The sequence below is a fragment of the Agromyces solani genome, assembly GCF_058349925.1.
Genome location: NZ_JBYRER010000002.1, coordinates 312,696 through 339,081, shown reverse-complemented (window position 1 = coordinate 339,081; position 26,386 = coordinate 312,696). Strand labels below are relative to the sequence as shown.

Annotated in this window: 28 protein-coding genes; 14 read left to right on the top strand and 14 right to left on the bottom strand. The window is 73.0% G+C overall.

The window, feature by feature from the left end:
• Positions 1-92: 92 nt before the first annotated feature.
• The 3 genes from AC3RJ7_RS09335 (at position 93) to AC3RJ7_RS09325 (ending at position 3,753) form a co-directional block, all read left to right on the top strand.
• The gene (locus AC3RJ7_RS09335; RefSeq protein WP_491455565.1) at positions 93-1,115 is read left to right on the top strand and encodes an iron ABC transporter substrate-binding protein; all 1,023 of its coding nucleotides are present in this window, start codon (positions 93-95) and stop codon (positions 1,113-1,115) included.
• A 77-nt stretch (positions 1,116-1,192) separates the two neighbouring features.
• Positions 1,193-2,668: an ABC transporter permease gene (locus AC3RJ7_RS09330; RefSeq protein WP_491455564.1), complete on the top strand. Its 1,476-nt coding sequence runs from the start codon at positions 1,193-1,195 to the stop codon at positions 2,666-2,668.
• Positions 2,665-3,753 (top strand): ABC transporter ATP-binding protein, encoded by a 1,089-nt coding sequence (locus tag AC3RJ7_RS09325; RefSeq protein WP_491455563.1) that lies wholly within the window; start codon positions 2,665-2,667, stop codon positions 3,751-3,753. Before AC3RJ7_RS09330 ends, AC3RJ7_RS09325 begins: the two co-directional genes overlap by 4 nt.
• Here the strand turns inward: AC3RJ7_RS09325 and AC3RJ7_RS09320 are convergent.
• Both AC3RJ7_RS09320 and AC3RJ7_RS09315 read right to left on the bottom strand, forming a co-directional pair.
• Positions 3,728-6,586, bottom strand: coding sequence for an AMP-binding protein (locus tag AC3RJ7_RS09320; RefSeq protein WP_491455562.1), 2,859 nt, complete (start codon positions 6,584-6,586; stop codon positions 3,728-3,730). The two genes, AC3RJ7_RS09325 and AC3RJ7_RS09320, sit on opposite strands and share 26 nt — an antisense overlap.
• 30 nt (positions 6,587-6,616) lie before the next feature.
• Positions 6,617-7,255 (bottom strand): NAD(P)H-binding protein, encoded by a 639-nt coding sequence (locus tag AC3RJ7_RS09315; protein WP_491455561.1) that lies wholly within the window; start codon positions 7,253-7,255, stop codon positions 6,617-6,619.
• A 66-nt stretch (positions 7,256-7,321) separates the two neighbouring features.
• Between AC3RJ7_RS09315 and AC3RJ7_RS09310 the strand changes: the two genes are divergently transcribed.
• Positions 7,322-7,792 (top strand): NUDIX hydrolase, encoded by a 471-nt coding sequence (locus AC3RJ7_RS09310; RefSeq protein ID WP_491455560.1) that lies wholly within the window; start codon positions 7,322-7,324, stop codon positions 7,790-7,792.
• A 123-nt stretch (positions 7,793-7,915) separates the two neighbouring features.
• Here the strand turns inward: AC3RJ7_RS09310 and AC3RJ7_RS09305 are convergent, their stop codons facing one another.
• Entirely contained in the window at positions 7,916-8,611 is a 696-nt protein-coding gene (locus AC3RJ7_RS09305; RefSeq protein WP_491455559.1) for an NAD-dependent deacylase, read from the bottom strand.
• Between the two features lie 55 nt (positions 8,612-8,666).
• Between AC3RJ7_RS09305 and AC3RJ7_RS09300 the strand changes: the two genes are divergently transcribed.
• The gene (locus AC3RJ7_RS09300) at positions 8,667-9,590 is read left to right on the top strand and encodes a transposase (RefSeq protein ID WP_491455558.1); all 924 of its coding nucleotides are present in this window, start codon (positions 8,667-8,669) and stop codon (positions 9,588-9,590) included.
• Positions 9,591-9,599: 9 nt separating this feature from the next.
• Positions 9,600-10,676: a trans-sulfuration enzyme family protein gene (locus tag AC3RJ7_RS09295; RefSeq protein ID WP_491455557.1), complete on the top strand. Its 1,077-nt coding sequence runs from the start codon at positions 9,600-9,602 to the stop codon at positions 10,674-10,676.
• A 7-nt stretch (positions 10,677-10,683) separates the two neighbouring features.
• On the opposite strand, the gene AC3RJ7_RS09290 is transcribed toward AC3RJ7_RS09295, so the two are convergent.
• Positions 10,684-11,517, bottom strand: a complete 834-nt coding sequence (locus AC3RJ7_RS09290; RefSeq protein ID WP_491455556.1) for an alpha/beta fold hydrolase — start codon at positions 11,515-11,517, stop codon at positions 10,684-10,686.
• A 47-nt stretch (positions 11,518-11,564) separates the two neighbouring features.
• Here AC3RJ7_RS09290 and AC3RJ7_RS09285 point away from each other — a divergent pair, with 47 nt between their 5' ends.
• Positions 11,565-12,323 (top strand): EI24 domain-containing protein, encoded by a 759-nt coding sequence (locus AC3RJ7_RS09285; RefSeq protein ID WP_491455555.1) that lies wholly within the window; start codon positions 11,565-11,567, stop codon positions 12,321-12,323.
• Positions 12,324-12,362: 39 nt separating this feature from the next.
• Here the strand turns inward: AC3RJ7_RS09285 and AC3RJ7_RS09280 are convergent, their stop codons facing one another.
• Both AC3RJ7_RS09280 and AC3RJ7_RS09275 read right to left on the bottom strand, forming a co-directional pair.
• Complete coding sequence (locus AC3RJ7_RS09280) at positions 12,363-12,953, bottom strand: class I SAM-dependent methyltransferase (protein WP_491455554.1); 591 nt, start codon at positions 12,951-12,953, stop codon at positions 12,363-12,365.
• Positions 12,954-13,027: 74 nt separating this feature from the next.
• The gene (locus AC3RJ7_RS09275) at positions 13,028-13,609 is read right to left on the bottom strand and encodes a TetR/AcrR family transcriptional regulator (protein ID WP_491455553.1); all 582 of its coding nucleotides are present in this window, start codon (positions 13,607-13,609) and stop codon (positions 13,028-13,030) included.
• A 151-nt stretch (positions 13,610-13,760) separates the two neighbouring features.
• Here AC3RJ7_RS09275 and AC3RJ7_RS09270 point away from each other — a divergent pair, with 151 nt between their 5' ends.
• Positions 13,761-14,603: an alpha/beta hydrolase gene (locus AC3RJ7_RS09270; protein ID WP_491455552.1), complete on the top strand. Its 843-nt coding sequence runs from the start codon at positions 13,761-13,763 to the stop codon at positions 14,601-14,603.
• A 93-nt stretch (positions 14,604-14,696) separates the two neighbouring features.
• The gene (locus AC3RJ7_RS09265) at positions 14,697-15,191 is read left to right on the top strand and encodes a DUF2510 domain-containing protein (protein ID WP_491455551.1); all 495 of its coding nucleotides are present in this window, start codon (positions 14,697-14,699) and stop codon (positions 15,189-15,191) included.
• 74 nt (positions 15,192-15,265) lie between these two features.
• Here the strand turns inward: AC3RJ7_RS09265 and AC3RJ7_RS09260 are convergent, their stop codons facing one another.
• Positions 15,266-16,435, bottom strand: a complete 1,170-nt coding sequence (locus AC3RJ7_RS09260; RefSeq protein WP_491455550.1) for an epoxide hydrolase family protein — start codon at positions 16,433-16,435, stop codon at positions 15,266-15,268.
• Between the two features lie 63 nt (positions 16,436-16,498).
• Between AC3RJ7_RS09260 and AC3RJ7_RS09255 the strand changes: the two genes are divergently transcribed.
• A complete protein-coding gene (locus AC3RJ7_RS09255; protein WP_491455549.1) occupies positions 16,499-17,452 on the top strand; it encodes a helix-turn-helix transcriptional regulator in 954 nt (317 codons plus the stop codon).
• 25 nt (positions 17,453-17,477) lie between these two features.
• On the opposite strand, the gene AC3RJ7_RS09250 is transcribed toward AC3RJ7_RS09255, so the two are convergent.
• Together AC3RJ7_RS09250 and AC3RJ7_RS09245 are read right to left on the bottom strand one after the other, a co-directional pair.
• Positions 17,478-18,005: a hypothetical protein gene (locus AC3RJ7_RS09250; RefSeq protein WP_491455548.1), complete on the bottom strand. Its 528-nt coding sequence runs from the start codon at positions 18,003-18,005 to the stop codon at positions 17,478-17,480.
• Positions 18,006-18,037: 32 nt separating this feature from the next.
• Positions 18,038-18,196, bottom strand: a complete 159-nt coding sequence (locus AC3RJ7_RS09245; protein ID WP_491455547.1) for an SIP domain-containing protein — start codon at positions 18,194-18,196, stop codon at positions 18,038-18,040.
• A 174-nt stretch (positions 18,197-18,370) separates the two neighbouring features.
• Here AC3RJ7_RS09245 and AC3RJ7_RS09240 point away from each other — a divergent pair, with 174 nt between their 5' ends.
• Positions 18,371-20,284, top strand: a complete 1,914-nt coding sequence (locus tag AC3RJ7_RS09240) for a choice-of-anchor A family protein (protein WP_491455546.1) — start codon at positions 18,371-18,373, stop codon at positions 20,282-20,284.
• 82 nt (positions 20,285-20,366) lie between these two features.
• Here AC3RJ7_RS09240 and AC3RJ7_RS09235 read toward each other — a convergent pair whose 3' ends face one another.
• Positions 20,367-21,293, bottom strand: coding sequence for an intradiol ring-cleavage dioxygenase (locus AC3RJ7_RS09235; RefSeq protein ID WP_491455545.1), 927 nt, complete (start codon positions 21,291-21,293; stop codon positions 20,367-20,369).
• A gap of 62 nt (positions 21,294-21,355) precedes the next feature.
• Positions 21,356-21,910 carry a TetR/AcrR family transcriptional regulator gene (locus AC3RJ7_RS09230; protein WP_491455544.1) on the bottom strand — a complete coding sequence of 185 codons (555 nt, stop codon included), beginning with the start codon at positions 21,908-21,910 and terminating at the stop codon, positions 21,356-21,358.
• Between the two features lie 100 nt (positions 21,911-22,010).
• Between AC3RJ7_RS09230 and AC3RJ7_RS09225 the strand changes: the two genes are divergently transcribed.
• Both AC3RJ7_RS09225 and AC3RJ7_RS09220 read left to right on the top strand, forming a co-directional pair.
• Positions 22,011-22,505, top strand: a complete 495-nt coding sequence (locus AC3RJ7_RS09225; RefSeq protein ID WP_491455543.1) for an SRPBCC family protein — start codon at positions 22,011-22,013, stop codon at positions 22,503-22,505.
• Between the two features lie 15 nt (positions 22,506-22,520).
• A complete protein-coding gene (locus tag AC3RJ7_RS09220) occupies positions 22,521-23,426 on the top strand; it encodes an alpha/beta fold hydrolase (protein ID WP_491455542.1) in 906 nt (301 codons plus the stop codon).
• 3 nt (positions 23,427-23,429) lie between these two features.
• Here AC3RJ7_RS09220 and AC3RJ7_RS09215 read toward each other — a convergent pair whose 3' ends face one another.
• Both AC3RJ7_RS09215 and AC3RJ7_RS09210 read right to left on the bottom strand, forming a co-directional pair.
• A complete protein-coding gene (locus AC3RJ7_RS09215; protein WP_491455541.1) occupies positions 23,430-23,855 on the bottom strand; it encodes a VOC family protein in 426 nt (141 codons plus the stop codon).
• Positions 23,856-23,943: 88 nt separating this feature from the next.
• The gene (locus AC3RJ7_RS09210; protein ID WP_491455540.1) at positions 23,944-24,771 is read right to left on the bottom strand and encodes an MBL fold metallo-hydrolase; all 828 of its coding nucleotides are present in this window, start codon (positions 24,769-24,771) and stop codon (positions 23,944-23,946) included.
• A 70-nt stretch (positions 24,772-24,841) separates the two neighbouring features.
• On the opposite strand from AC3RJ7_RS09210, the gene AC3RJ7_RS09205 reads away from it, so the two are divergent.
• Entirely contained in the window at positions 24,842-25,801 is a 960-nt protein-coding gene (locus tag AC3RJ7_RS09205) for a GlxA family transcriptional regulator (protein ID WP_491455539.1), read from the top strand.
• 15 nt (positions 25,802-25,816) lie between these two features.
• Here the strand turns inward: AC3RJ7_RS09205 and AC3RJ7_RS09200 are convergent, their stop codons facing one another.
• Entirely contained in the window at positions 25,817-26,371 is a 555-nt protein-coding gene (locus AC3RJ7_RS09200; RefSeq protein ID WP_491455538.1) for a CGNR zinc finger domain-containing protein, read from the bottom strand.
• Positions 26,372-26,386: the final 15 nt, after the last annotated feature.

Here is a 26,386-nt window from a genome sequence, read left to right as displayed (position 1 = left end):
CCGATCCCGTCACCGGTCGGCCCGCGCGAGCATGCCGTTCGGGTGCATTAGGATAGCCTTACCTCCCCCATCGGACCGAAAGGCCCTGCTGCATGTCCGCTCGCCCGCGCCGTCTGCTCATCGTCCCGCTCGCGGTCACCGCGCTCCTGCTCTCCGGCTGCGCCACCGGTGCCGCCGAGCCCGACCCCGATGCACTCGTCGTCTACAACGCGCAGCACGAGGAACTCACCCAGGAGTGGGCCGACGCATTCACGGCGGAGACCGGCATCGACGTGGTGCTCCGCAACGGCGACGACAGCGAGCTCGGCAACCAGCTCGTGCAGGAGGGCGCCGCATCGAAGGCCGACGTCTTCCTCACCGAGAACTCGCCCGCGATGTCGCTCGTCGAAGAGGCCGGGCTGTTCGCCCCCGTCGACGAGGACACCCTCGCCCTCGTGCCCGAGCAGTACCGACCCGCATCGGGCGACTGGACCGGCATCGCCGCCCGCTCGACGGTGCTCGTCTACAACCCCGAACTCATCTCGGAGTCCGAGCTGCCGGCGTCGCTCCTCGACCTGGCGAAGCCCGAGTGGGAGGGCCGCTGGGGCGCGGCTCCCGCGAAGGCCGACTTCCAGGCGATCGTCTCGGCCGTGCTCGCCACGCAGGGCGAAGACGGAGCCCGTGCGTGGCTCGAGGGCATGGCGCAGAACGCGACCGAGTACCGCAACAACATCGTCACCATGAAGGCCGTCAACGCGGGCGAGGTTCCCGTCGGCGTCATCTACCACTACTACTGGTACCGCGACCAGGATGCCGCGGCTGAAGACAGCGGCAACACGAAGCTGCACTACTTCGGCAACCAGGACCCGGGCGCCTTCGTGAGCATCTCGGGCGGCGGCGTCCTCGAGAACGCGCCGCACCCCGACGAGGCGCAGCAGTTCCTCGCGTTCATCGCCGGCGAAGAGGGGCAGCGCATCCTCGGCGAGGGCTACAGCTTCGAGTACCCGGTGGCGTCGGACGTGCCGGCGAACCCCGCACTGCCCCCGCTCGCCGACCTCGACGCGCCGCAGATCGACCCCTCGACGCTCAACGGCCCGCAGGTCATCGAGCTGATGACGGAAGCCGGCCTGCTCTGAGCACCGTCGCGACGAGCTCACCGACGGCCCCGACGCACGAGCGTCGGGCGCCCGTCGGCCTCGTCGCACTCGTCACCGTGCTCGCGGCCGGCGCGCTCGTGCCGATCGCGTACGTGGTGGTCGCCGCGGTCTCGATGGGCTGGGCGGAGTTCGCCGCGCTCGTCTTCCGGCCGAAGGTCGGCGAACTCCTCGTCAACACCGTGCTGCTCGTCGTGATCGGGGTGCCCCTGACCGTCGTGCTCGGCGTCGGCGGGGCCTGGCTCGTCGAGCGCACCGACCTGCCGGGGCGCCGGGCCTTCGCGATCGCGCTCGCGGCGCCGCTCGCGATCCCCGCCTTCGTCGCGAGCTACGGCTGGGCGAGCGCGATCCCCTCGATCAGCGGACTGTGGGGCGGCGTGCTCGTCTCGGTGCTCGCCTACTATCCGCTCGTCTACCTGCCCGCGCTCGCGGCGATCCGCGGCCTCGACCCCGCACTCGAGGAGTCGGCGCGATCGCTCGGCATGGGCTCGTGGGCCGTCTTCGCGCGCATCGTGCTGCCGCAGCTGCGCCTCGCCGTGCTCGGCGGCGCGCTCGTCGTCGCCCTCCACCTCCTCGCCGAGTACGGCGCCTTCGCGTTCCTCCGGTTCGACACGTTCACGACCGCGATCGTCGTCGCCTACCAGAGCACCTTCGCCGGTCCGAACGCGGCGGCGCTCGGCATCGTGCTCACCGTGCTCTGCCTCGTGCTGCTCGCGGCCGAATCGCTCGCCCGGGGGCGCGCCCGGTACGCCCGGGTCGGCGGCGGGGCACCGCACCCGCCCGCGAGGCTCCGCCTCGGCGGGCTCGCCCCGATCGCGCTCGCGGCCGTCGCCGCCCTCATCGTCGCCGCGATCGTCGTGCCCCTGTCGAGCGTCACGCGCTGGCTGCTGCGGGCCGACACGGCGGAGTTCGGCGACCTGGCGTCCGCGGCACTGCAGACCCTCGCGCTCGCGCTCGCGGGCGCGGTCTGCGCGATCCTCGTCGCGCTGCCGTTCGTCTGGCTCTCGGTGCGTCATCCCGGCCGCATCGCGCGCGTGCTCGAGGGCGCCGCCTACCTCGCGAGCAGCCTGCCCGCGATCATCGTGGCACTCGCCTTCGTCGCGACGACCCTCGCCCTCGCGCCCGGCCTCTACCAGACGGCCGTCACGGTCGTCGCCGCGTACGTCGTGATCTTCCTGCCCCGCGCGCTCGTGCCGCTTCGCGCGGGCCTCGCCCAGGTGCCCGAGTCGCTCGAGGAAGCGGCCCGGTCGCTCGGCATCTCGCCGTGGGCGGCGCGCCTGCGGGTCACCGTGCCGCTGCTCGTTCCCGCGGTCGGCGCCGCCGGCGCCCTCGTCGCACTCGGCGCGGCGAACGAGCTCACGGCGACGCTGCTGCTCGCCCCGACCGGAACGCGAACGGTCGCGACGAGCTTCTGGTCGGCCGCGTCATCCCTCGACTACCCGGCCGCGGCGCCCTACGCGGTGCTGCTCGTGCTGCTCTCGATCCCCGCGGTCGCCCTGATGTTCGCCCACGCCACCGGACGGAGCCTCCGATGACCCTTCGCCTCACCGGCATCTCGAAGTCGTTCGGCGGCACCGAGGTGCTGCGCGACGTCACCCTCGAGGTGCCCGACGCGACCCGGCTCGCCCTCGTCGGGTCGTCGGGCAGCGGTAAGACGACGCTGCTCCGCCTCATCGCGGGATTCGAGCTGCCCGATGCGGGCACGATCGACCTCGACGGCCGGACACTCGCGAGCGGCGGCTCGGCGGCGGTGCCCGCGCATCGCCGTGGGATCGGCTACGTCGCACAGGACGGCGCGCTCTTCCCCCACCTGTCGGTCGCGCGCAACATCGCGTTCGGCCTGCCGCGCGGCATCGGCCGCCAGGCCCGCGTGCGCGAGCTCATGGCGCTCGCGTCCCTCGACCCGGCCCTCGCCGACCGCATGCCGCACGAGCTCTCGGGCGGGCAGCAGCAGCGCGTCGCGCTCGCTCGCGCGCTCGCACAGCACCCGAGCGTGATCCTGCTCGACGAGCCGTTCAGCGCCCTCGACACCGGGCTGCGCGCGCAGACGCGACGCGCGGTGATCGAGGTGCTCGAGCGCAGCGGCGTCACGGCCGTGCTCGTCACCCACGACCAGGAGGAGGCGCTGTCGTTCGGCCAGCAGGTCGGCGTGCTCGCCGGCGGACGCCTCGTGCAGGCCGGCGACCCGGCCGCGGTGTTCGACGCGCCGATCGACTCGGGCGTCGCCGAGTTCCTGGGCGACGTCGTCGTCGTTCCCGCACGGTCGGCGGGCGCCGCGCTGGCCGACTGCGCCTTCGGATGCCTCGCCGTGCGCCATGACCGCAGCGGCGGCGCCGGCCGGGTGTGCGCCATGGTGCGCCCCGACCAGCTGCGCCTCGACCCGGCCGACGGAGACGGCAACGCCACCGTGATCGGCGTACGCCGCGTCGGCGCCTCGGCGGAGCTGCAGCTGCGACTCGGCGCCGCCGAGTTCCCCGTCGAGGTGACGCACCGGGTGCCGCTGCACGAGGCCGGGCGGTTCGAGCCGGGATGCCCCGTGCAGGTCGCCGTCGACGGCGGCGTCGTGCTCTACCCCGAGCCCGACGAGCCGTCGATCACCGTGTCGCCGACGCGGGCCTGAGCACCGGTCGCCGCCGAGTCGCGGCGCGATCGGCCGTCCGCCGACGGCGCGCCAGCCGGCGCACGCCCGCCGTCGCGACGTGGTGCACCCGCCAGGCGAGCACCCCCACCCCGAGCGAGAGCAGGGTGCCGAGCCACGGCGCGCTCTGCTCGAACGGCGGGTAGACCTGCCAGTGCGTGAGGTAGATGAACATCGAGGCGCTCGCGAGCGTCGCGATGAGGGGCACGACGAGGCGCGGCACCGGCACGGCGCGGAGCCAGACGAGCGCGAGGACGCCGCCGACCACGATCGCCTCGCGGACCGGCTCGCCGAAGAACCCGAATCCGGTCGCGATCGCGATGACCGAGACGAGCACGCGGCGCGCCGTCGTGTCGGCACGGGCCACGAGCCATCCCAGCGCGATGAGCCAGACCACGCCCGGCGCCGCGTATCGTTCGACGTGCTCGGCCTGCGGGCCGGCGACCGCGAACCGCGCGACGAGCGCGACGCCGAGCACTCCGAGCGCGAAGCCGAAGGGAGCACGTCGCTCGAGGCGATCGATGCGACGGACGGCGAACAGCGCCATGAGCCCGACGATCGTCCAGATCGCGGCCTCGAGGAACCAGAACTGCCACTGCTCGTTCCACCGCCCGTCGCCCGGCACGAGGTTGTTCACGAGCAGCGCCGTGGTCGGCCGGTACTGGCCCGTCACGAGCGCCACGGCGCCGATCCAGACGACGGCCGGCACCGCGAGCTGCAGCGTGCTGCGCCAGAGCCGGCGCACCCGGGTCGCGCCGGGCACCGGCGCGAGCTGGAAACGGGCGAGGTTGTAACCGGCGACCGCGAGCAGCAGGTGGGCGCCGCCCTTCTGCATGAACAGGTCGGCGTGCGTGGCGACGATGAGCACGATCGCGGCGGCGCGCAGGAGCGCGGGCGTCTCGAGCCGCACCCAGACCGGCCGGCGGCGGGGTCGATCGGCCGGCGACGCCGCGGCGTCGGCCGCCTCGGGCGGCGCGTCGGCCGAGGCGCCGGCACGGGGCGCGGCGGACTCGGCGAGCTCGCGGGCCGTCATCGCGGGCCAGTCGCGCGGCAGCACGCCCAGCAGCTGCTCGAGTCGCAGCGACACCTCGACGTAGCTCAGCGAGTCGCCGCCGAGACCCGCGAACGAGTCGTCGAGGCCCGCGTCGGGCCGTCCGAGGAGCACCGCGAGAAGCGTTCGCACGGCCTCGGGCGAGGTCGCATCGTCCGACGCCGCGTCATTCGAGGCCGCGTCGTGCAGGCGATCGTGCTCGGCGGCATGGCGCACGAGCGCGGCGGTGTCGGGCTTGCCGCTCGCGGTGCGCGGGAACTCGTCGATCGCGTAGGCGCCGATCGCGTGCGCCGGCAAGCCGGTGGCGGCGGCCGCGAGCTCTCGCGCTCGATCGGTGAGGCGCTCGGCCGTCGTGAAGACGAGCAGCCGTTCGTCGTCGCTCGCGGTACGCACCGTGAGCCCCTCCTCGGCGAGCAGCCGCTCGACGCGATCGAGGTCGATGCGCAGCCCGAACACCTTCGCGAATCGGTTCGCCCGGCCGACGATCTCGACGAGGCCGTCGGGCCGCCGGCGGGCGAGGTCGCCCGTGCGCAGCTCGTGCACCGTGCGGCCCAGTGCGAAGTCCTCGGGCCGCTCGGCGTAGCCGAGCATCACGTTCGGGCCCTCGTAGACGAGCTCGCCGACCCCGTCGGGCATGGTCGAGGCCGCCCCGGGCGATGCCGCGGAGTCCGCCGACGCCGGCGGTTCGATGCGGAACCGCCCGCCGGGGATGGGGCGGCCGATGGCGCCCGCCGCCTCTTCGGCGAGCTCGGGCGGAAGGTAGCCCATGCGCGCGGTCGCCTCGGTCTGCCCGTACATGACGAAGAGCTCGAAGCCCTGCTCGTCGCCGAGCCGGGCGAACCGCCGCACGGCGTCCGGCGCCAGCCGGCCGCCCGCCTGCGTCAGGTAGCGCAGGGCGGGCAGGCGCCGGTCGGCGAAGCCGCCCGCCTCGAGCAGTTCGAACGTGTACGGCACGCCGGCGAAGGAGGTGATGCGGTGCTCGGCCGCCTCCTGCCAGAAGCGCTCGTCGGTCACCGAGCGTTCGGTGAGCAGCAGGCCGGCACCCGCGAGCAGGTGGCTGTTGACGACCGACAGTCCGTAGCAGTACTGCAGCGGCAGTGTCGTCGCCGCGAGGTCGTCGCGGTCGAGGCGCAGGTATTCGCCGATCGCAGCGGCGTTGCTGCGCAGGTTGTCGGCCGACAGCCGCACGAGCTTCGGCGAGCCGGTCGAACCCGACGTGCTCGCGAGGAGCGCGAGCTCGGGGTGCAGGTCGTGGCGCGTGCCGGTGCGGCGTACGTCGAGCCGCCAGGCATCGGCCGCGCCGGATGCGGCGGGACCCGCGATGACGTCGGGGTCGAACCGCTCGACGAGGCGATCGCGGTGCGCGCGGCTCCCCTCGTCGTCGGAGACGAGCAGGACCGGGTGCCCGCCCTCGAGGGCGGCGAGGTACGTGACGATGGGCTCGACGGTGTTGCCCGCCTCGATCATCACGAGGCGGCGCACATCGCCGAGTTCGCGGCGGCGTGCGTCGATGCGGTCGGCGAGTTCGGCGTAGTCGATCGTTCGCCCGTCGGCGATGAGGGCGACGTCGCCCGGGCGCCCGCCGAGGAGCGACAGCCCGATGGGCGTGGCGGTGGGCAGTGCGGTGATGGGGGAATCCTCACGAGTCGCGCGACGGGGGCCCGCGCAGGTCGATGGCGAAGGTAAGCCTACCCTAACTGTCGAGAATTCGTGTCGGCGAAGTCGCAGAGCGCCGCCCGCACCGGCTCCACGCCGTCGTCCCATCGGCCCGGCCGGCCCGCTGGACCGCCGCCCTCAGCGGATCGCGTCGGCGATCGGCGTCGTGCCCGCGTTGAAGCGGATGGTCCGGTGGATCGTCGCCGGCTCGACGAGCACTGCGGCGGCGACGGCCGCGACGTCGGCCCGGTCCACCGAGCGGCTCTCGGATGCCTCGGCGTCGATGCCGCCCGTCCCGTCGCCGTCGGTCAGCCGACCCGGCCCGAGGATCGTCCACTCGAGTGCGGTCGTCGCGAGGTGCTCGTCGGCCGCGGCCTTCGCCTCGGCGTAGGCGTGGAACGAGTCGCCCTCGGGCACCGAGTGGTCGGGCGAACGGAAGTACGAGACCATCACGTACCGGCGCACGCCCGCGGCCTCGGCGGCGAACATGGAGCGCAGGGCGGCGTCGCGGTCGACCGCGTAGGTGCGAGGCGGGTTGCCGCCGCCCGCACCCGCGGACCAGACGACGGCGTCGTGCCCGCGCAGGAGCTCGGCGAGACCGTCGACGTCGAGTGTCTCGACGTCGGCGACGACGGGGTTCGCGCCGGTCGCGGCTACGTCGGCCGCGTGCTCCGGATTGCGGATGACGGCGTCGACCTCGTCGCCGCGGGCGGTGAGCAGCCGTTCGAGCCGGAGTGCGACCCTGCCGTGACCGCCGATGAGTACGATGCGTGCCATGGACGACTCCTTCGCGTGTCCCGGTCCACGCTACCCGGCAGCTGCGACGACGCAAGAGGCGCGATCGTGACGGTGACGAGCGCCGGCCTGCTGCTGCACCGCGACCTCGGCGGGGGCATCGAGGTGTTCATCGCGCACATGGGCGGGCCCTTCTGGGCGCGCAAGCACGAGGGCGCGTGGAGCGTGCCGAAGGGCGAGTACCTCGCCGCGACCGAGCACCCGTTGCTCGCCGCCCGGCGTGAGTTCGGCGAGGAGATCGGCGTCGCACCCCCCGAACTCGACTACGCCGACCTCGGCGAGTTCCGCTACTCGTCGGGCAAGCTCATCCGCGTGTTCGCCGGCGAGGCGCCCGGGTTCGATGTCACCGCGGTGGTGAGCAACACCTTCGAGCTCGAGTGGCCGCCCAGGTCGGGCCGGGTTCAGGCGTTCCCCGAGGTCGACGACGCGCGCTGGGTCGAGATCGGCGAGGCGCGCACGCTCGTGACCAAGGGGCAGGTCCAGGTGCTCGATGCGCTCGGGGCGTGGCTGGCGGCGTAGGAGCACCCGTCCGCCGAGCGGCGGATCGAGTAGGCACGAAGCGCCGCAGCGAAACCTCGGCGCGCGGCGCCGTACCACGACCACGGATGCCGCGAGACCGCTGGTCTCGATACGCGCTTCGCGCTACTCGACCGACCGGACCAGTTCGTCGCACCACTCCGGCACGACGACGCTCGCGGGCCCGTGGCGGACCTCCTCGAAGAGCGGCGTGATCTCAGAGGCGGCGAGATTGAGCTCGATCGTTCGCGCGCCGTGCCCGGCCGCGGTCACGACGAAACCGGCCGCCGGATGCACGGCGCCCGACGTGCCGATCGCGGCGAACACGTCGCACGAGGCGAGCGCCGCCTCGATCTCGTCGAGCCCGTAGGGCATCTCCCCGAACCAGACGACGTCGGGGCGCAGCATCCGCGCACCGCACGACGGACAGGCGGGGCGCCCGAGGAGGTCGCCGGGCACCGGCGACCGGGCATCGCACGCCGTGCACCAGGCGAGCGCGAGCTCGCCGTGCATGTGCCGCACCCGCCGCGAGCCCGCCTGCTCGTGGAGGTCGTCGATGTTCTGGGTCACGACGAGCAGGTCGTCGCCCAGCGACTGCTCGAGGCGGGCGAGCGCCAGATGGGCGGGGTTCGGCTCGGCGAGGGCGACGGCGTGCCGTCGGGCGTCGTAGAAGCGCTGCACCGTGTCGGGGTCGCGGTCGAACGCCTCGGGCGTCGCGACATCCTCGACGCGGTGCCCCTCCCACAGGCCGCCGGCGTCGCGGAAGGTCGGCACCCCGCTCTCGGCCGAGATGCCGGCCCCGGTCAGCACGACGACCCGCATGCCTCCATGACACCACGCCCTGTCGGAATCGCGCACGATCTTGCAGGATGGCGGTATGCCAGCGGATGCGCTCGTCGACGAGGCCTCGGCGCTCTACGCGCTCCGACCCGAGGAGTTCACGGCGGCCCGCAACGCCCGCGCCCGCGAGCTGCGCGACGACGACCGCGAGCTCGCCGAGGCCGTCGCGGCGCTGCGCCGCCCCTCCCCCGTGGCATGGCTCGCGAACCAGCTCGTGCGCCATCGCGCCGACGAGGTCGCGACGCTGCTGGAGCTCGGCGACGAGCTGCGGGAGGCGCAGGACGAACTCGATGCGGCGGCGCTCGCCCGCTTCGCGAAGGAGCGGCGCCGGCTCGTCTCGGCCCTCGCCCAAGAGGCGGGCGGCCTCGCCGAGGAGCTCGGCGGACCGGTGCGCCGGCCCGTGCTCGACGAACTCGCGCAGACGCTGCACGCCGGCATGGCGGATGCCGCGGCCGCCGACGCCGTGCGCAGCGGGCGGCTCGTGCGCGGCCTCGAAGCGGTCGGCGTCGAGGTCGACCTCGACGGTGCGGTCGCCGGCGGGCCGGGCGGGACGGCACCCGCGAAGCGGCCGGCACGACGGAAGGGCGGCGGGAGCGCGGATGGCCGCGGTGCCGACGGCGCGGACGACGCGACCGGAGCGCGCGAACGGGAGGCGCAGGAGGAGCGCGAGCGGGAGGAGCGCCGGGAGCGCGAGCGAGCGGCCTCGGTCGCCGAGGAGCGCGCCGCCGAGGCATCCGCCGCGCTCGAAGCCCTCGAACGCGAGCTCACCGACCTCGACGATCGCCTCGCGTCCGACGCCGAACGCCGCGACGAACTCGACGACGAGCTCCGCGAGCTCGAGGAGCGCCTCGCAGACGGCGGCCGCGAGCGGCGGAGGCTCGCCCGCGACCGGGACCGGGCGGCGCGGGTCGCCGAGTCGGCGCGTGACGATGCCGACGCGGCGCGAGACGCACTCGATTAGCCTTGCGGCATGCACGACGCCGCCGAGTCCGAACTCCATCCCGAGACCCTCGCGGTCGTCGCCGGCCGCCCCGCCCACGCACCCGACGCCCCGATGAACGTGCCCGTGCACCTGACCTCGACCTACGTCGCCGGCGGCGACCTCGAGTACGGGCGTTACGGCAACCCGAGCTGGACCGCCTTCGAAGACGTGTTGGGCGCCCTCGAGGGCGGACGATGCGTGTCGTTCGCCTCGGGCATGGCCGCGATCTCGGCCGTGCTCGACCTCGTCGAGACGGGCGGACTCGTCGTGGCGCCGCGGCACTCGTACACGGGAACGGTCGCGCTGCTCGAGGAGCGCGCCGCCCAGGGCCGCCTGCGCATCGAGTTCGTCGACATCGCCGACACGGCCGCCGTGGCCGCGGCGAGCGCGGGTGCAGCGCTCGTCTGGTTCGAGACGCCGACGAACCCGGCCCTCGAGGTCGCCGACATCGCCGCGATCGTGGCCGCCGCGCACGCGCACGGTGCGATCGTCGCGGTCGACAACACGTTCGCGACGCCGCTGCTGCAGCGTCCGCTGGCGCTCGGCGCCGACCTCGTCGTGCACTCGGCGACGAAGTACATCTCGGGTCACAGCGACGTGCTCATGGGCGCCGTGGTGGCGGCCGCCGGGGAGCACGCCGACGCGATGCTGCAGCGCCGCACGCTGGCCGGGGCGATCCCGGCCCCGCTCGAGGCCTTCCTCGCGCTGCGGGGGCTGCGGACGCTCGCGGTGCGGCTCGACCGCGCGCAGGCGAACGCGCAGGAGCTCGTGCGCCGGCTCGACGGTCACCCCGCCCTCGAGGAGGTGCGCTACCCCGGCTTCGGCGCGATCGTCTCGATCGTCGTGCGAGGCGGAGCGGCGCCCGCCGACGCGCTCGTCGCCCGAACGACGCTCTGGGTGCATGCGACGAGCCTCGGCGGGGTCGAGTCGACGTTCGAGCGGCGCCGTCGCTGGCCGGCCGAGCAGCCGACCATTCCCGACGGACTCGTGCGGCTGTCGGTCGGCATCGAGCAGGTCGACGACCTCTGGCGCGACCTCGCGGGCGCACTCGACGCGATCGGGTAGGCACGGCTCAGGCGAGCCGGTCGAGCAGCCAGTCCATCGCGTCGGGCACCGTGTCGAGCACCGAGACGTGGCCGTCGTCGAGACGCATCCAGAGCGAGGCGTTCGGCAGGCGGCCGAGCATCCACGCCGCATGCGTGCGGGGCACGATGAGGTCGCCCTCGCCCTGCACGAGCAGCACGGGCGCCGCGACCTGCTCGAGCTCGAAGCCCCACGGCGACGCGAACGCCACGTCGTCGTCGATGAGCCCCCCGGCACCGTCGCGCTCGGCCCGGGCCGAATCGGCACCCAGGTCGTACCACGCCCCATCGAGGGCGGCCAGGTCGACCGGGAGGAACACGTCGGGGTCGAACTCATCGGTCTCGGCGAACGCCGCCCGTGCGGCTCGGCCCGCTCGTGCGGCGCGAAGCGCCCCGGGTGCGCGCATGCCGCCGAACCAGTCGAATGCCTCGGTGTACGGCGCGACCCCGGCGAGGGTCACGACGCCGATCACCCGCTCGGGCGCGAGGGCCGCGCCCGCGAGCGCGTGCGGCCCGCCGCCCGACGCGCCCATCGCGGCGAAGCGGCCGACCCCGAGGGCGTCCGCGACGGCGATCGCGTCGGCCGCGGCCGACGCGACGTCGCGACCCGGGTTCGGCGTCGAGCCGCCGTAGCCCGGTCGTCCGTAGGAGACGACGCGGATGCGTCGCGCCGACGCCGCCGCGAGCACGGCGCCGAGCGGGGCTCCGGTCTGCGGCGAGCCGTGGTGCCACATGAGGGTCAGTCTCGCCTCGTCATCCGCCCCGGCGTCGTACGCATGCAGGAGACGCCCGTCGTCGAGCCGGACCTCGCGTTCCGCGACCATGCCGACCTCCGCCCTTCCGTCGCCCAGCCTAGGCCTAGGCTGGGCGCGTGGTCGGCGGTTTCTTCACGGGCGTGCGCATGCTGCTGCGCGGCTTCGGCTTCTGGGCGAGGCGGCCGGGCATCATGTTCCTCGGCCTGATCCCTGCGGCGATCGTGTTCGTCGTGGTCGTCGCGGCGCTCGTCGGGCTCGGGTTCGGGCTGCCGTCGATCACCGACTGGCTCACGCCGTTCGCCGACGACTGGGTCGACCCGTGGCCCGGCATCGTGCGCGGGGTGCTCGGCACGGTGGTCTTCGCCGCCGCGGTGGTGCTCGCCGCCGTCACCTTCACGGCCGTCACGCTCGCCGTCGGCGATCCCTTCTACGAGCGCATCTGGCATGCCGTCGAGACGGAGCTCGGCGGCGCCGTGCCCGAGGAGGGGGCGGGCTTCTGGCGGGCGGTCGGCGACTCGCTCGCGCTCATCGGGCTCGGCGCGCTCATCGCGATGGGCGTCGGACTCGTCGGGTTCGTGCCCGTCGTCGGCGCCCTCGTCGGGCCGGTGCTCGGCGTCGTGCTGTCGGGTCGCCTGCTCGCGGCCGAGCTCGTCTCGCGGGCGTTCGCCGCCCGCGGCCTGTACGGGTCCGACCGACGTCGACGGTTGCGCGGGCATCGGGCGGCGCTGTTCGGCTTCGGCGTCGCGACGCAGCTGTGCTTCATGGTGCCGCTCGGCGCGGTGTTCACCATGCCCGCCGCGGTCGCCGGGTCGACGATGCTCGCGCGGGCCGCGCTCGACGGCGCCGCTACGCCGGCGCCCGACCCTCGAACATGAGGATCGGCGATATCGACACCGCCCCGACCGCGAGCGCCGCTACGCCGGCGCCCGACCCTCGAACATGAGGATCGGGACCGGCCCGAACGGCATCGACTTCGCACGCAGCCGGCGCACGTCGGTGCCGATGAATCCGGCCTCGGCGAGCGCCCGCTCGGTCTCGCGGTCCCAGTGGCAGCCGTGGCACCACCGCTTCGAGATCGGGGTCGCGACCCGCTGCACGGCGCGCTTGAGCGTTCGGGGCGGCGCGGCGACGTGGTCGACGAAGACGACGGTGCCGCCGGGCACGAGCACGCGGCGCACCTCGGCGAGGGCGGCGGCCTGGTCGGCGACCGAGCAGAGCACGTAGGTGCCGACGACCGCGTCGACAGAGTGGTCGGGCAGCGGGATCCGCTCGGCGACGGCGTCGAGCGGTTCGGCGGGGTGGCGCCACTCGCGCGCCCGGGTCGCGAGTTCGGCGCGACGATCGGCGTCGGGTTCGAGCCCGATCCACTCGACGTCGAGGTGGAACGCCCCGAAGTTCTCGCCCTCACCCGCGCCGATCTCGAGCACGCGACCGCGCACGCGGCCGAGCAGTTCGCGCTCGAGGTCGTCGATCGCGTCGCGGTCGATCGGGCGGGGTTCGGCCATTCCGGCACGCTACCGCGCTTCGGCGCCGGTGTCATCGTCGGCGGGCCGGGCCGGGTGGATGCCTCGGTAGCGCGTCAGCGGTCGAGGCCGGCGGTGCGCGTGGCGGCGGCGATGAAGGAGGGCCGCACGCGGTCCCACCCGTCGAGGTACCCGCCGACCATGGCGGCATCGCGGAGCAGCACGAGCTGGCCTGCGGCCGCTGTCGGGTCGTCCACATCGGCGGCGCCGAGGACGTGCTCGAGTTCCGACCGGAACCATTCGCGGTGCTCGTGGACGGCCCGGCGCACGCCGCTCTCGGCGTCGGGGTACTCGGCGGCGGCATTGATGAACGGGCAGCCGCGCGTGTGGTGGCGGGACACGTCGTCGGCGAGACCGTCGATCACGAGGCGGACGAGCGCACGCGGCTCGGCGCCCGACGCCTCGGCCGCAGCGAACGCCCCGCGGATGTTCGCGTCCTCCACACCGAGGTACGCCTCGACGAGGTCCTCCTTGCTCGGGAAGTGCCGGTAGAAGGTCGCACGCGTGACGCCCGCCTCGGCGATGATGCGGTCCACGCCGACGGCGTGGATGCCCTCGCGGTAGAAGAGCTCGGTCGCGGTCTGGAGCAGCCGTTCACGCGCCGCGGAGGCGCCGGTGGGAGTGGTTCGTGCAGCCATATCAAAAATGATAGAACGATCTTTCTCTTTTTGCTTGACATCGGTTCCGCCGTGGGCGTACAGTCTCGGAATAGAAAGAGATAGAACGATCGTTCTACTTTACAAGTCACGAAGCGGTCACCCGGCCGCCACAACACAAGGAGCAGGAATCATGAACACCACCGGCGCGAACAGCAGCAAGGCCACCATCGTCCTCGTCCACGGCCTCTGGATGACCCCGAAGAGCTGGGACACCTGGGCCGAGTACTTCCGGGCCCGCGGTCACGAGGTGATCGTCCCCGGCTGGCCCGGCATCGACGACCGCGAGGTCGCCGACATCCGCTCGAACCCCGAGGCGCTCAAGGGCGTCGGCCTGAAGCAGATCGCCGATCACTACGAGCGCATCATCCGCGCACTCCCCGAGAAGCCGATCATCATGGGCCACTCCTTCGGCGGCGTGATCACGCAGCTGCTCGCCGACCGCGGCCTCGGCGCCGCCTACGTCGGGGTCGAGCCCGGGCAGACCGCCGGCATCACGACCCTTCCCCCGTCGACCCTGCGCACGGGCTTCCCGATCCTCGCCAACCCGTTCGACAGGAACGGCGCGAAGCCGATCTCGAAGGCGCACTTCCACTTCACCTTCGGCAACGACCTCCCCCGCGAGGCATCCGATCGCATCTGGGAGGAGCAGGCGGTGAACTCGTACAACCGGGTGTTCTTCGAGGGCGTCGCCTCCACGCTCAACGAGAAGGGCGGCGTCACCCACGTCGACTACGCCCGCGCCGACCGCGCTCCCCTGCTCGTCATCACGGGCGAGATCGACCACGTCGTGCCGCCGGCCATCGGCCGGGCGATCGTGAAGAAGTACACCTCGACCGGCAGCCCCGCGATCGTCGAGCTCCGCGAGTTCGCCGGCCGCACGCACCGCATCGTCAGCCAGGACGGCTGGGAGGAGGTCGCCGAGTTCGCGCTGAACTGGGCCACCGAGCACGCGCAGGCGACGCAGGCGGCCTGATCGGATCGCCCACGCGCGGAAGGCGCGGACCCGAGAGGGTCCGCGCCTTCGCCGTGCCACCGATAGAGTCGACGCACCCGAGAGAGGCAGACGATGAGCGCTGGTCCGACGATGTCCGCACCGCCCGGTTGGTACGAGGACCCCGAGGCGCCCGACGTCCTTCGCTGGTGGGACGGCCATCACTGGTCGGAGACCGAGTTCGCGCCGAAGCTGCCCCACCACGCGAACCCGCCGCCGCAGGACTCGACGAATCGCATCGCACGCTGGGCCCGCACCGTGTTCTTCTGGGCGCTCGGCGTCGGTATCTGCTTCTGGCTCCTTCCGATCGTGCTCACATGGGTGCCCGACTCGACGGCCCAGACGGTCGGCGTCATTCTGGTCTGGATCGGCGGCCTGCCTGCCCTGGCTCTCGCAGTCCTCTCGATCGTGCTCGGTGCCATCGGGTTGAACCGGGCGCGGCGGCTTGGAGGCACCGGCCGAGGTGCCGCACTCACCGGCCTGATCGGCGGAATCGGCGTGGTCGCCGCCCCGATGCTCCTCACGCTCGTCGCGCCGATCCTCGCCCTCGCCCTCCTCGCGAGCGGCTGACCCGCGGGCAATACGGCCAGAACGAACGGATGCCGCGAGCACGAGCCCGCGGCATCCACCCTGCTGTTCGGGGCTCAGCCGGCGGCGCGCAGCCCCGCGAAGAACGCGCGGATGTCGGCGACCACGTCGTCGGGCACCTCGAGCGCCGCGAAGTGGCCGCCGCGGTCGAAGCGGCTCCAGTGCACGATGTTCGAGTTGTCGCGCTCGGCGAAGACCTTGATGGTCTGGAAGTCGTCGGCGAACACGGCGACACCGGTCGGCGCCGCGTTCACGGCCGGGGTCTCCCCCGCCGCTGCGGCCGCCGCGGCGGCACGTGCGTCCTCGAGGTACATGCGGCTCATGCCCGACGCGGCGTTGGCGAACCAGTTCACGCTCACCTCGAGGAGGATCGTGTCGAGCGGCACCAGCGAGGTGCCGTTGCCGAACGAGTTGTACAGCTCGCTGTAGGCGAGGAGGCCCACGGGCGAGTCGCTGAGCCCGGCCGAGACGGTCTGCGGCCGGCTCGCGTTCATCGTGTTGTAGCCGCCGACCGACTGGAACCACTGCATGTGCTCGAGGCCCGCGAAGTCCTGCGGCTCGAGCCGCTCGAACTCGGCCGGGTCGCCGGAGGGGAACGAGAACAGCTGCAGCACGTGCAGTCCCAGGAAGCCGTCGGGGTTCAGCAGTCCGAGCTCGCGCGCGACCAGGGCGCCGTTGTCGGAGCCGTGGATGCCGTACTCGTCGTAGCCGAGCCGGCGCATGAGCTCGTCGTACGCCCGGGCGACGCGAGCGGTCGTCCAGCCCGTCGAGGCCAGGGGGTTCGAGAAGCCGAACCCGGGAGCGTCGGGCACGACGACGTCGAAGGCGTCCTCCGCCCGACCACCGTGGGCGACCGGATCGACGAGCGGGCCATTGAGCTCGAGGTAGTCGACCGACGAGCCGGGATAGGCGTGCGCGAGCAGCAGCGGGGTCGCACCGGCGTGCGGCGACCGCACGTGGATGAAGTGGATCGGCTGCCCGTCGACCTCGGTCATGAAGTGCGGCACCGCATTGATGCGGGCCTCGACGGCGCGCCAGTCGAGCTCGAGCCAGCGGTCGACCGCCTCGCGGAGGTAGGAGTTCGGCGTGCCGGCGTCCCAGTCGTCGACGGGTGCGGGCTGCGGGAGCCGGGTGCGGGCCAGCCGCTCGCGCAGGTCGTCGAGCTCGGCCTGGGCGACCTCGACGCGGAAGGGGCGGATCTCGGTGGAAGCGGTGGTGGTGTTCATGTCTTCGACGGTACGGTCGATACAGGCATGAATCGTTCCTAATATCGGAGGATTCTCGGAGACATGACCGACACCGCCGCACGCCTGCTCGCCCTGCTCTCGCTGCTGCAGTCGCGTCCCGACTGGACCGGCACCGAGCTCGCCGAGCGCCTCGGCGTCACCACCCGCACGATCCGCAACGACATCGACCGCCTGCGCGAGCTCGACTACCCGGTCGACGCGACCCGCGGCGCCGCGGGCGGCTACCGGCTCGGCGCCGGCGGCAAGCTGCCCCCGCTGCTGCTCGACGACGAGGAGGCGGTCGCGGTGGCGGTGGGCCTGCGCGCGGCGACCGGCATCGCCGGCATCGAGGAATCGAGCGGGCGGGCCCTCGCCAAGCTCGAGCAGGTGCTGCCGTCGCGGCTCCGCCCGACGGTGGCGGCCCTGCACGGCACCGTCGACCGGGCCCCCGAGAACACGGGTACCGACGCCCCCGACCCCGAGGTCGACCCCGCCGTGCTGCAGGCCGTCGCCGGCGCGATCCGCGACGTGGAATGGCTGCGCTTCGACTTCAGGGGCGAACCGGTGCTCGTCGAGCCGTATCGGCTGCTGAGCTGGCAGCGCCGCTGGCACCTCGTCGCGCGCGACCCGCGCACGGGAGAGTGGGGCACCTACCGCGTCGACTGGATCGCACCGCGCATGCCGACCAGGCGGCGGTTCGAGCCCCAGCCGGTGCCCGGCGGCGACGCGACCGCCTTCGCGATGAGCACGATCGCCGCGACCGGCTGGAACGTGCACGCCCGGTTGCGCATCGCCGCGCCGGCCGACGCGGTGCTCGCCCGAATCAACCCCGCCGTCGGCGTCGTCGAGCCGATCGACGAAACGGCGTCGATGCTCGTGACGGGCGCCGACAGCCTCGAGACGATCGCGGCCTACATCGGCATGCTCGGCATGGACTTCACGATCGAGTCGCCGGCCGAGCTGCGCGCGGTGCTGCGCACCTACTCCGAGCGCTATGCCCGCGCCGCGGCGGAATGACTCGCCGAGTCATCCCCACCGATCGTCAGCCGAGGCCGATGCGGTCGGGCACCGCCGCAGCGACGGAGGGCAGCCACGCGTCGACCTCGGGCCAGGCACGGGCCGCGGGCAGGCGGCGCAGCAGTTGCGCGAGCGACTCGTCGGCCGCGGGCCACGGGATGACCCGGCTGGGCGAGGCACTCGCGAGGACCCCGAGCCACCAGTGCTTCCAGGTGACCGGCAGGTTCTCGGGGTGGATCACGACGTAGTAGTCGGGCACGTCGAACTCGTGCCGGCCGGCCGCCTCGAGCGCCCGGGCGATCTCGAGTTCGAGCACGCCGTAGGTCGACAGGTCGTCGAAGAACTCCACCCACGCGGCGGCGACGTGCGCCAACGGGTCGTGGTCGTGCACGAGATACGGAGCCACGGAACTCGACGACCAGCGCGCGACGTCGACGTCGGAGGCATCGGGCAGCGATGCGGCTCGCACGTTCGCGAAGCCCTCGAGCGCATGGATGGCACTCGCCGTCTCATCTCCGACGACGACCAGCGTGGTGCTGGACGGAGCCTCCATTTCCGCAGTCTACGCCGCGGGAATCGCCGCGGTCAGCGGGCGCGCCAGTACCCGCAGAACGACACGTTGCGCTTGGGCACGCCCCGCTCGTTCACGAGGTGGCGGCGCGCGCCGGTCGCGAGCTTCGACTCGCCGGCGGCGAAGGCGTAGACCGTTCCGTCGGGGAAGGGCAGCTCGCGATCCTGCGCCACTCGCACAGCCACTGCGCCGTCCCGCGGTCGCCGGCCCATTCGGAAGGACTATTGAAGAATGAGCGCGGATTCGCGTCATGATCGGCTGTCGCGACCGTCTCATCATCGAGGGCGTCCGCGAATTCGCGCGACGTCGCCCCTCCCCCTTCCGCCCGATCGACCAGAGAGCCCCACGTGAAATCCCGCAGACTCAGCCGCGCCCTCCGCACGGGCGCCGGCCTCGCCGTCGCCGCCACCCTCGCCGTGATCGGCGCCGTCGCCCTCAGCGCCGCGGCGCCCGCCGCGCCCGCCGAAGCCGCCGAGCCGCTGCCGACGTGCCCGCCCGACGGCGGCATGCCGCCGATCGACAACCTGCCGAGCTACACCGACGCGAGCGTCGCCGTCTATGCCGGCGGCGACTACCTCGCCACCGGCGGGGCGGCCGAGAGCGAGGGCCTGCTGCTCGTGCGCGGCGATGCGACCTTCGACAAGCCCGCGGGCGGCATCTTCAACGTCGGCGCGGTCGGCGTCGGCTCCGGGATCGTACCCCCGGGCGGCGCGACGATGCTCGCCGTCGGCGGCGACCTCGACGTCGTGGCCCCGACCCGCATCGAGGTCGGCGCGAACGTCGACGGCGGCGGTGCCGTGAGCGTCGGCGGCACCGGCAGCCCCGCCGGCGGCGGTCCCGGCCAGGTCGAGACCAACGGCGCGGACTACCTCACCGGCCTGGGCCGCGAGGCGGCGATGGGCCGCTACGCGGACTTCCAGGACGTGATCACGGATGCCTCGGCCGGCCTCGCGGCGCAGCCGGTGAACGGCACGACCGAGGTGCTCGGCAACCGCGCGACCTTCACCGGCGGCGGCACCGGCATGCAGGTGTTCGAGATCAGCGCGGCGGCGCTCTCGACGACGTCGGAGGTGTTCTTCGCGGCCATCCCCGAGCACGCGCCCATCCTCGTCAACGTCATCGGCGGGCCGCTCTCGTTCGCGCCGACGTACTTCGACCTGAACGGCGAGCGCGTCGACGACTTCTCGTCGCCGAACTTCGGCAACGCCGCCTCGCAGATCATGTGGAACGTCGCCGACGCGACGACGCTCACGATCGGCGGTTCGAGCCAGGTGCTGGGCTCCGTCCTCGCGCCGGCGGCCGACGCCACCGTGACCGCCTCGACGAACGGTCGCCTGCACGTCGGCGGCGACCTCACGACGAGCGGCGTCGGCAACGAGCAGCACAACTACCCGTGGATCGGCGGCGGGCCGTTCGACTGCGAGACGGTCGGCGGCTTCTCGGCCTCGAAGGCGGTCGCCGGCCCCGAGGCGGGCAGCGTTCCGGCCGACACCGAGTTCACCCTCGAGTACTCGTACGTGCTCCACGGCGAGACGGTCACCGGCCGGCTCGCCCTCCTCGCCGACGGGACCGTCGTCGACGGCCCGCAGGACCTGCCGGTCGGCACGGTGGTCGACTTCGAGGAGGTCGACCTGCCCGTGATCCCGGGCGTCGAGTGGGGTACCCCGGCGATCAGCCCCGAGCAGGTCACGATCGCCGACGGCGAGAACGCCCTCGTGACGGTCACGAACCGCACCGAGTCCGCGATCGACGCGGTCGGCGGCTTCTCGGCGGCCAAGCACGTCGAGGGCGGGGCAGCCGGCGCCGTGCCCGCCGAGACGACGTTCACCCTCGCCTACTCGTACGAGCTCGACGGCGAGTCCGTCGAGGGCGAGCTCGCGCTGCCCGCTGACGGCGCCGTCGTCGCAGGCCCGCAGGACCTGCCGGCCGGTACGGTCGTCACCTTCGAGGAGGTCGACCTGCCCGCGATCGACGGCATCGAGTGGGGCGCGCCCGAGCTCAGCGCCTCCACCGTCACGATCGCCGACGGCGCGAGCGTCGAGGTGATCGTGACGAACACGGCGACGGCGGTCGCGCCGACCCCGTCGCCCGAACCCGAACCCGGCACGTCCACCGACGGCGACGGCGACCGCGATTCAGACGGCACCGACGGCGGCCTCGCCGAGACCGGCGTCGACGGTCTCGAGCCGGTGATCGCCGCGACCCTCGCACTGCTCGCCGGCGCGGCCCTGTTCGTCGTCGCGCGACTCCGGCGGGCCTGAGCCGCCGCCCCGGCCCCGCTTGACCGAGGATGCCTCGTGCCGCACGTGCGGCACGAGGCATCCTCGTTCTGGGGCGACGCGGTCAGACGCCGATCGTGAGGGCCGCCGTGTAGCCGTTCGCGACCGAGCCCGACATGCTCGCGATCTGGTGGATGCCGCCGTCGTCGCCGAAGACCATGTCGCGGGTGAGGCTCGTCTGCGACATGTTGCGCACGCTCTGCTCGTAGCCCGTCGTCGCGTAGACGAGCCCGTTGACCTCCTCGGGCAGGGCGATCTGGGAGGTCTTCACGATCGGCCCCGAGGCGACCGCGTTCTCGACGTCGGAGTACACCTCGAAGTGGATGTGCGGCCAGCGCCCCGAGTAGCAGGCCGGGTAGATCGAAGTGAACCGCACGGTGCCGGTCTCGTCGGTCGCCTGCACGCCGCGGAGGTAGTTCTCGTTCTCGACCCCCGGGGAGTAGAGCGAGTAGTTCCCGCCGCGATCGCAGTGCCAGAGGTAGACGCCCGCGCCGACGAGCGCCCCGCCCGTCGCCGCGTCGCGCACCGTGAGCGCGATGGTGAGCGGCACGCCCTCGGCGAGGGTCGTCGAGGAACCGAACGACGAGCGGATGTCGCTGCGCACGATGCCCGAGTCGTCGAGCACGTTGACGCCGTTCGAGCCGTCGCCCGGGTACGGGCCGCCGGTCTCGTCGGGCACTTCGTCGAGCGAGCCGGATGCCTCGGTGCCGGCGCCGGTCGAGGCCGTCGGCGTGGTGGTCGCCGATGCGCCGGCCGCGGTCGTCGGGCTCGGGCTCGAGGCGGCGGGGGCCGAGCAGGCCGCGAGCAGCGACGTGAGCCCGATGCCGCCGAAGATGCCGAGCGCGCGCCGGCGGTCGACGAGGGTGCGGATGTCGTACACGAGGCCCCGGTGATCCTCGTCGATCTCATTGCCGTCGGCGTCGATCCAGCGGGGGTCGACGCGGGCGGTGTCGGGCTCGGGGGCGGTGCGGTCGGTGGTTCGGTCGGTCATGGCTGGCTCCTCACGTCACTTGCGAGCATGGCCCGGATGCCTCGCCGGCTGCTGTGCGGCCGCTATGCCTCCGCCATGAGGGCGCGCACGGCCCGCTCGAGGAGGGGCCTCGCTTCGAGGACCGGATCGACGGTGACCCGGTGCAGCACGAGCCCGTCGCCGAGCGCCATGAGGGTCTTGGTCGCGGTCGCCGGGTGGGGCATGCCGATGCCGACCAGGAACGCCTCCGTCCAGCGTTCGAACTCGAGTCGCTGCCGGCGGAGCGGCTCGCCGAGCTCGGGGTCGGTGCCGAGCTCGAGCCACAGCGAGTAGCGGGCCCGGGTTCTGGCCGCGAGCGGGCCGGTCTGCAGTTCGAAGATCCGGCAGAGCCCGTCGACGAACTCGTCGGGGGTGCTCGGGGCGGGCGCCTCCGACTCGTCGAACTCGGCGCGCTCCTGCTCGGCGAGGTGGTCGACGCACCCGGCGAGGAGCGCCCTGCGGGTGCGGAACCAGTTCGACGTGCTGCCGGCGGGCAGCGCTGCGGCCGCATCGACCCTGGCGTGGGTGAGCGCGCGCACCCCCTCGGTGCCGAGCAGTCGGAGTGCCGCGTCGAGGGCACGATCTCGGGTCGTGGCCATGTACACCTCGCTCGTTCGGGTCTACTATGAACATAGTCCTACTACGAACGTAGTATGACGGCGACGACGCCGTCGCCATGGAAAGACGAGGAGCAGTGTCATGAGCCAGACCGAATCGACGGCGGGCCTCGGGCTCACCGTTCAGCGCGAGCTTCCCGGCACGGCCGAGGAGGTGTTCGACGCATTCACCGATCCCGCCAAGCAGCGGATCTGGTTGTCGGCGCTCGGCCCCGACGAGGGCGCCGTGCACACGACGGTCGACCTTCGGGTCGGCGGCCGCTGGGAGGCCTGGTTCCGGCCGAACCCGCAGACGCTCGTGCACGACGTTCACACATTCCGCGAGATCGTCCGTCCGCACCGCCTCGTCATCGACCTCGTGAGCGAGTCCAGTATCGGCGGCGAAGCGATGCCCACCCTCGAAACACCCCTCGTGATGATCTTCGCGGAGACGGGCACCGGCACGCTCGTGACCGTGGAGCAGTCGGGGTTCCAGGCGAGCGAGATGCGCGACTTCTTCGAATCGACCGCCTGGCCGGAAGGACTCGACCGCGTTGCGGCGTTCCTCGCGGCCGGTGAAGCCGCGCCGTCCGCCTGAGCGCCCGAGGTCATCATGGACGCACCTGCTCTCCGCCGCGTTCCCGCCGAGGCGCCGACCTGGTCACCGCCCCTGCCGGGGGCGGCCGGCTTCGAGCATTTCATCGTCGAGACGCCCGGCCTGCGCACCCACGTCGCCGCGATCGGCGACGGCGAGCCGATCGTGATGCTGCACGGATTCCCGCAGCACTGGTGGCAGTGGCGCGACATCGCTCCGCGGCTCGCCGAGCGCGGATACCGTACGATCTGCCCCGACCTGCGCGGCGCGGGATGGACCGAGGCCGACGACCCGGGCATCCGGCGCGAGACGCGACTGCACGATCTCGTCGCGCTGCTCGACGCGCTGGGACTCGGCCGGGTGCGCCTCGTCTGCCACGACATGGGCGCGATCGCGGGATCGCAGCTCGCCTACGCGCACCCCGAGCGCGTCGCTTCGATGGTCATGCTGTCGGTGCCGCCGACGTTCATGTCGTTCAGCCCGAAGCTGATGAGCGGGCTCAGCCACCTGCCGCCGCTCAGCCTGCACCGGCGCGGCCGATCGCTCGGCTGGCTCTTCACCGACGAGTACGCCGCGCAGGGCTTCGCGCGGGAGACGGTCGAGGCGTACCTCGCCCCCACGAACCGACCCGAGATCGACGGCGCGATCGGGCGGCTCTATCGACGCATGATCCTGCCCGAGGCCGGCCGGATCTTCACCGGGGCCTACAAGCGGCAGCGCCTGCAGCCCCCGACCCTGATCGTGTTCGGGCGCCGCGACGAGCCGTTCACCGAGGACGTCGTGCGGCAGATCTCCGGCGACACCCGTCGCTTCGCCGATCATCTCGAGTTCGCGTTCGTCGAGGATGCCGCGCACTTCGTCACCGACGATGCACCCGACGCCGTCGCCGCGCTCGTGGTCGACTGGTTCGAGCGCGCCGCTTGAACGCTACATCGCCTTCGTGCCGTCGCTCATGATCGGCGTGATGAGCCCGAACAGGTTGCCGTCGGGATCGTGGAGGTAGGCGCCGCGGCCCACGCCCTCCATGTCCTCCGGCGGCAGCGCCTCGGTGCCGCCGAGTTCGATGGCCCGCGCGAACAGGGCGTCGACCTCGTCGACGCCGATCACGATGTTGCACCCGTTCACGGCGGCACCGCGCTCGGGTGCCGGGCCCTGTCGCTGCGTGAGCCCGCCGTTGATGCCGTTGCCCGGCTTGCCCTCGACGTTGCCGATGGAGCCCTCGCCCGTGTCGATCACCCAGTAGGGCGTGTCGCCGAACTGCGTGAACCGCCAGCCGAGCAGCTGGGAGTAGAAGTCGACGAGCCGCTGCGGCTCGCTCGCGTGGATCTCGAAATGCACGACCAGGTTGGCCATCGCCAGTCCCCTCCTCGAGCGGCCGCGGCGTCGCGGCCGTCACGCGGCACAGGCTACGCCGCACCGCCGACTTCCTCCACCGCCCCGGTCAGGCGACCGAGAGGCGCTCGCCCTTCACCGGCACGCGGAGCCGGTCGGCGGCGCCGCCGTATCCGAACACGAGCTCGAGGCGTTCGAGCGTCTCGGAGAAGTGCGCCCATCCTTCGGCGTGGATCGGCACGATGAGGGCGTCGCCGAGCACTTCGGCCGCCTCGAGGGCGGTGCGGGCGTTGAGCGTGACGTCGGTGTCGCCGAACCGGCCGGGGTTCGCCGCACCGGTGAACAGCACGGCGACGTCGATCGGGCCCACACGTTCTGCGATCTGCCGCACGAGGTCGACCGACGCGTTGTCGCCCGAGACGTAGACGACGGGCTCGCCGTCGGCGCGCAGCACGAAACCGGTGACGACGCCGCTCAGCGCCTCGGCTCCCTCCGGCCCGTGCAGGGCCGGCACCGCCATCACCTCGACGGCGCCGACGCGCACCGCCTGCCAGGGCTCGAGACCGGCCACTCCAGGGATGCGCTCGGCGGCACCGGGCGTCGAGAGCACGGTCCCGACGGCCTGGAGCAGCTCGCGGCCCGAGTGGTCGAGGTTGTCGAAGTGCTGGTCGTGCGAGAGCAGCACGAGGTCGATCGGTCCGAGATCGGCGGGCTGCAGGGCCGGCCCGGTGAGCTTGTGCAGCACGATCGGACCGTCGTAGTCGCCCGGCTCGTCGAACGTCGGGTCGGTGAGCACCGAGAGTCCCGCGTAGCGCAGGTGCAGGGTCGGGCCGCCCACGAGGAGCATGTCGATGCCGCCCGCGGCGACAGCACGCGAGGTCGTGCCCGTGCCCGCCAGTGCGTCGTACGTGCCGGTGCTGGTGAGGTTCGTCGTCATGCCCCAATGCTGGCGGCCGGCGACGTACGGCGGAAGTGGCCCGCAGGTCACCGTTCGCTAAGATCGGGCCATGCAGTCGGTCGCGGTCCTCGCCTTCGACGGGATCAGCCCGTTCCACCTGTCGGTTCCCACGCTCGTGTTCGGCGGAGCGGGCCTCGACAGCGCGGCCCCGCAGTACGACGTGCGGGTGTGCGCCGAACACTCGGGTGCGCTCGCCACCGCTGCGGGCTACCGCATCGTCGTCGACGACGGACTCGACGCGATGGCCGACGCCGACATGGTCGTGATCCCGAGCTGGCGGGCCGGTCGCGAGCCGTCCGTCGCGGTGCTCGACGCTGTGCGTGCTGCGCACGCGAGAGGGGCGCGCATCGTCGGACTCTGCCTCGGCTCCTTCGTGGTGGCCGCGAGCGGCATCGCCGACGGCCGCGAGGTCGCCACGCACTGGTCGGCGGCCGATCGCCTGTCCCGCGAGCATCCGCGGGTCGCGGTGCGGCGCGACATCCTCTGGTCGGACCTCGGCGATGTCGTCACGTCAGCAGGCGTCGCCGCCGCCCTCGACTGCTGCGTGCACCTCACGCGACGCGACCGCGGCAGCGCGGTCGCCGCCGAGCTCGCCCGCGCGCTCGTGCTCGCCCCGCACCGCGGCGGATCGCAGGCGCAGTACATCCCGGTGCCGATCGCCGATCCGGCGGGCGACGACCCGATCGAGCGCGCGATGGTGTGGGCGCGCGCGAGCCTCGCCGATCCCGTCGACCTCGACCGATGGGCGGGCGTCGCCCACATGTCACGGCGCACCTTCACGAGACGCTTCCGAGAGCGGACCGCGACGAGCCCCCAGCAGTGGCTGCTCGAGCAGCGCGTCGATCACGCCCGACTGCTGCTCGAGCAGGGCGACGCGTCGATCGAGGCGGTCGCCGCCCAGGCCGGCTTCGGCAGCGCCGTCACGCTGCGGCACCACTTCCAGCGCCGGCTCGGGGTGAGCCCGGCGGTGCACCGCGCCGCGTTCCGCGGACCGGTCACCGCGGCCTGACGCAGGCCGATCCGCCTAGTCCGACGCGGTCGCGCGCTGTCGGTGGTAATGCCGGTAGGCCTTGTCGCGATTGCCGCACATCTCCATCGAGCACCAGCGGCGGGCGTGGTTGCGGCTCGTGTCGACGAAGAGCCAGCCGCAGCTCGGGCACTCCTTCACCCGGCCGAGGCGATCACCCGTGAGCTCGTCGATCGCCGAGTCCGCGAAGCGCGCGAGCAGGGCGGGCACGCTCCAGCGCTCGGGCCAGTCCCGTGAGACGGATGCCCCGTCGACACGGAACGCGTAGGCCTCGAGCCCGCGCGCGTGGGCCGCGGCGACGGCGCGCACCGCCGCAGGGTCCGCGACCTCGCCCGCGGCGACCGCGCCGAACATCCCCGTGATGGCGGTGCGCAGCTCGGCGAGGCGTCGATGACCGTGCGCATCGACCGGCGACTCGAGCGGCATCCCGAGCGACTCGGCCCAGGCCGCGGCGACCGCGGGCTCGGCGAGCCAGTCGGTCTTCTGGTCGCGGCCGGTGACCGAGTTCGCGAGTTCGAGTGCGAGGGAGTTCGCGACGTGTTCGAAGTCCACCGCACCATTCTCTCA

Coding starts and splice junctions, on each gene's coding strand:
- AC3RJ7_RS09335 (WP_491455565.1), top strand. CDS start 93: ATGTCCGCTCGCCCGCGCCGTCTGCTCATCGTCCCGCTCGCGGTCACC.
- AC3RJ7_RS09325 (WP_491455563.1), top strand. CDS start 2,665: ATGACCCTTCGCCTCACCGGCATCTCGAAGTCGTTCGGCGGCACCGAG.
- AC3RJ7_RS09320 (WP_491455562.1), bottom strand. CDS start 6,586: ATGGGACGACGGCGTGGAGCCGGTGCGGGCGGCGCTCTGCGACTTCGC.
- AC3RJ7_RS09315 (WP_491455561.1), bottom strand. CDS start 7,255: ATGGCACGCATCGTACTCATCGGCGGTCACGGCAGGGTCGCACTCCGG.
- AC3RJ7_RS09305 (WP_491455559.1), bottom strand. CDS start 8,611: ATGCGGGTCGTCGTGCTGACCGGGGCCGGCATCTCGGCCGAGAGCGGG.
- AC3RJ7_RS09300 (WP_491455558.1), top strand. CDS start 8,667: ATGCCAGCGGATGCGCTCGTCGACGAGGCCTCGGCGCTCTACGCGCTC.
- AC3RJ7_RS09295 (WP_491455557.1), top strand. CDS start 9,600: ATGCACGACGCCGCCGAGTCCGAACTCCATCCCGAGACCCTCGCGGTC.
- AC3RJ7_RS09290 (WP_491455556.1), bottom strand. CDS start 11,517: ATGGTCGCGGAACGCGAGGTCCGGCTCGACGACGGGCGTCTCCTGCAT.
- AC3RJ7_RS09280 (WP_491455554.1), bottom strand. CDS start 12,953: ATGGCCGAACCCCGCCCGATCGACCGCGACGCGATCGACGACCTCGAG.
- AC3RJ7_RS09275 (WP_491455553.1), bottom strand. CDS start 13,609: ATGGCTGCACGAACCACTCCCACCGGCGCCTCCGCGGCGCGTGAACGG.
- AC3RJ7_RS09270 (WP_491455552.1), top strand. CDS start 13,761: ATGAACACCACCGGCGCGAACAGCAGCAAGGCCACCATCGTCCTCGTC.
- AC3RJ7_RS09265 (WP_491455551.1), top strand. CDS start 14,697: ATGAGCGCTGGTCCGACGATGTCCGCACCGCCCGGTTGGTACGAGGAC.
- AC3RJ7_RS09260 (WP_491455550.1), bottom strand. CDS start 16,435: ATGAACACCACCACCGCTTCCACCGAGATCCGCCCCTTCCGCGTCGAG.
- AC3RJ7_RS09255 (WP_491455549.1), top strand. CDS start 16,499: ATGACCGACACCGCCGCACGCCTGCTCGCCCTGCTCTCGCTGCTGCAG.
- AC3RJ7_RS09250 (WP_491455548.1), bottom strand. CDS start 18,005: ATGGAGGCTCCGTCCAGCACCACGCTGGTCGTCGTCGGAGATGAGACG.
- AC3RJ7_RS09235 (WP_491455545.1), bottom strand. CDS start 21,293: ATGACCGACCGAACCACCGACCGCACCGCCCCCGAGCCCGACACCGCC.
- AC3RJ7_RS09230 (WP_491455544.1), bottom strand. CDS start 21,910: ATGGCCACGACCCGAGATCGTGCCCTCGACGCGGCACTCCGACTGCTC.
- AC3RJ7_RS09225 (WP_491455543.1), top strand. CDS start 22,011: ATGAGCCAGACCGAATCGACGGCGGGCCTCGGGCTCACCGTTCAGCGC.
- AC3RJ7_RS09220 (WP_491455542.1), top strand. CDS start 22,521: ATGGACGCACCTGCTCTCCGCCGCGTTCCCGCCGAGGCGCCGACCTGG.
- AC3RJ7_RS09215 (WP_491455541.1), bottom strand. CDS start 23,855: ATGGCCAACCTGGTCGTGCATTTCGAGATCCACGCGAGCGAGCCGCAG.
- AC3RJ7_RS09210 (WP_491455540.1), bottom strand. CDS start 24,771: ATGACGACGAACCTCACCAGCACCGGCACGTACGACGCACTGGCGGGC.
- AC3RJ7_RS09205 (WP_491455539.1), top strand. CDS start 24,842: ATGCAGTCGGTCGCGGTCCTCGCCTTCGACGGGATCAGCCCGTTCCAC.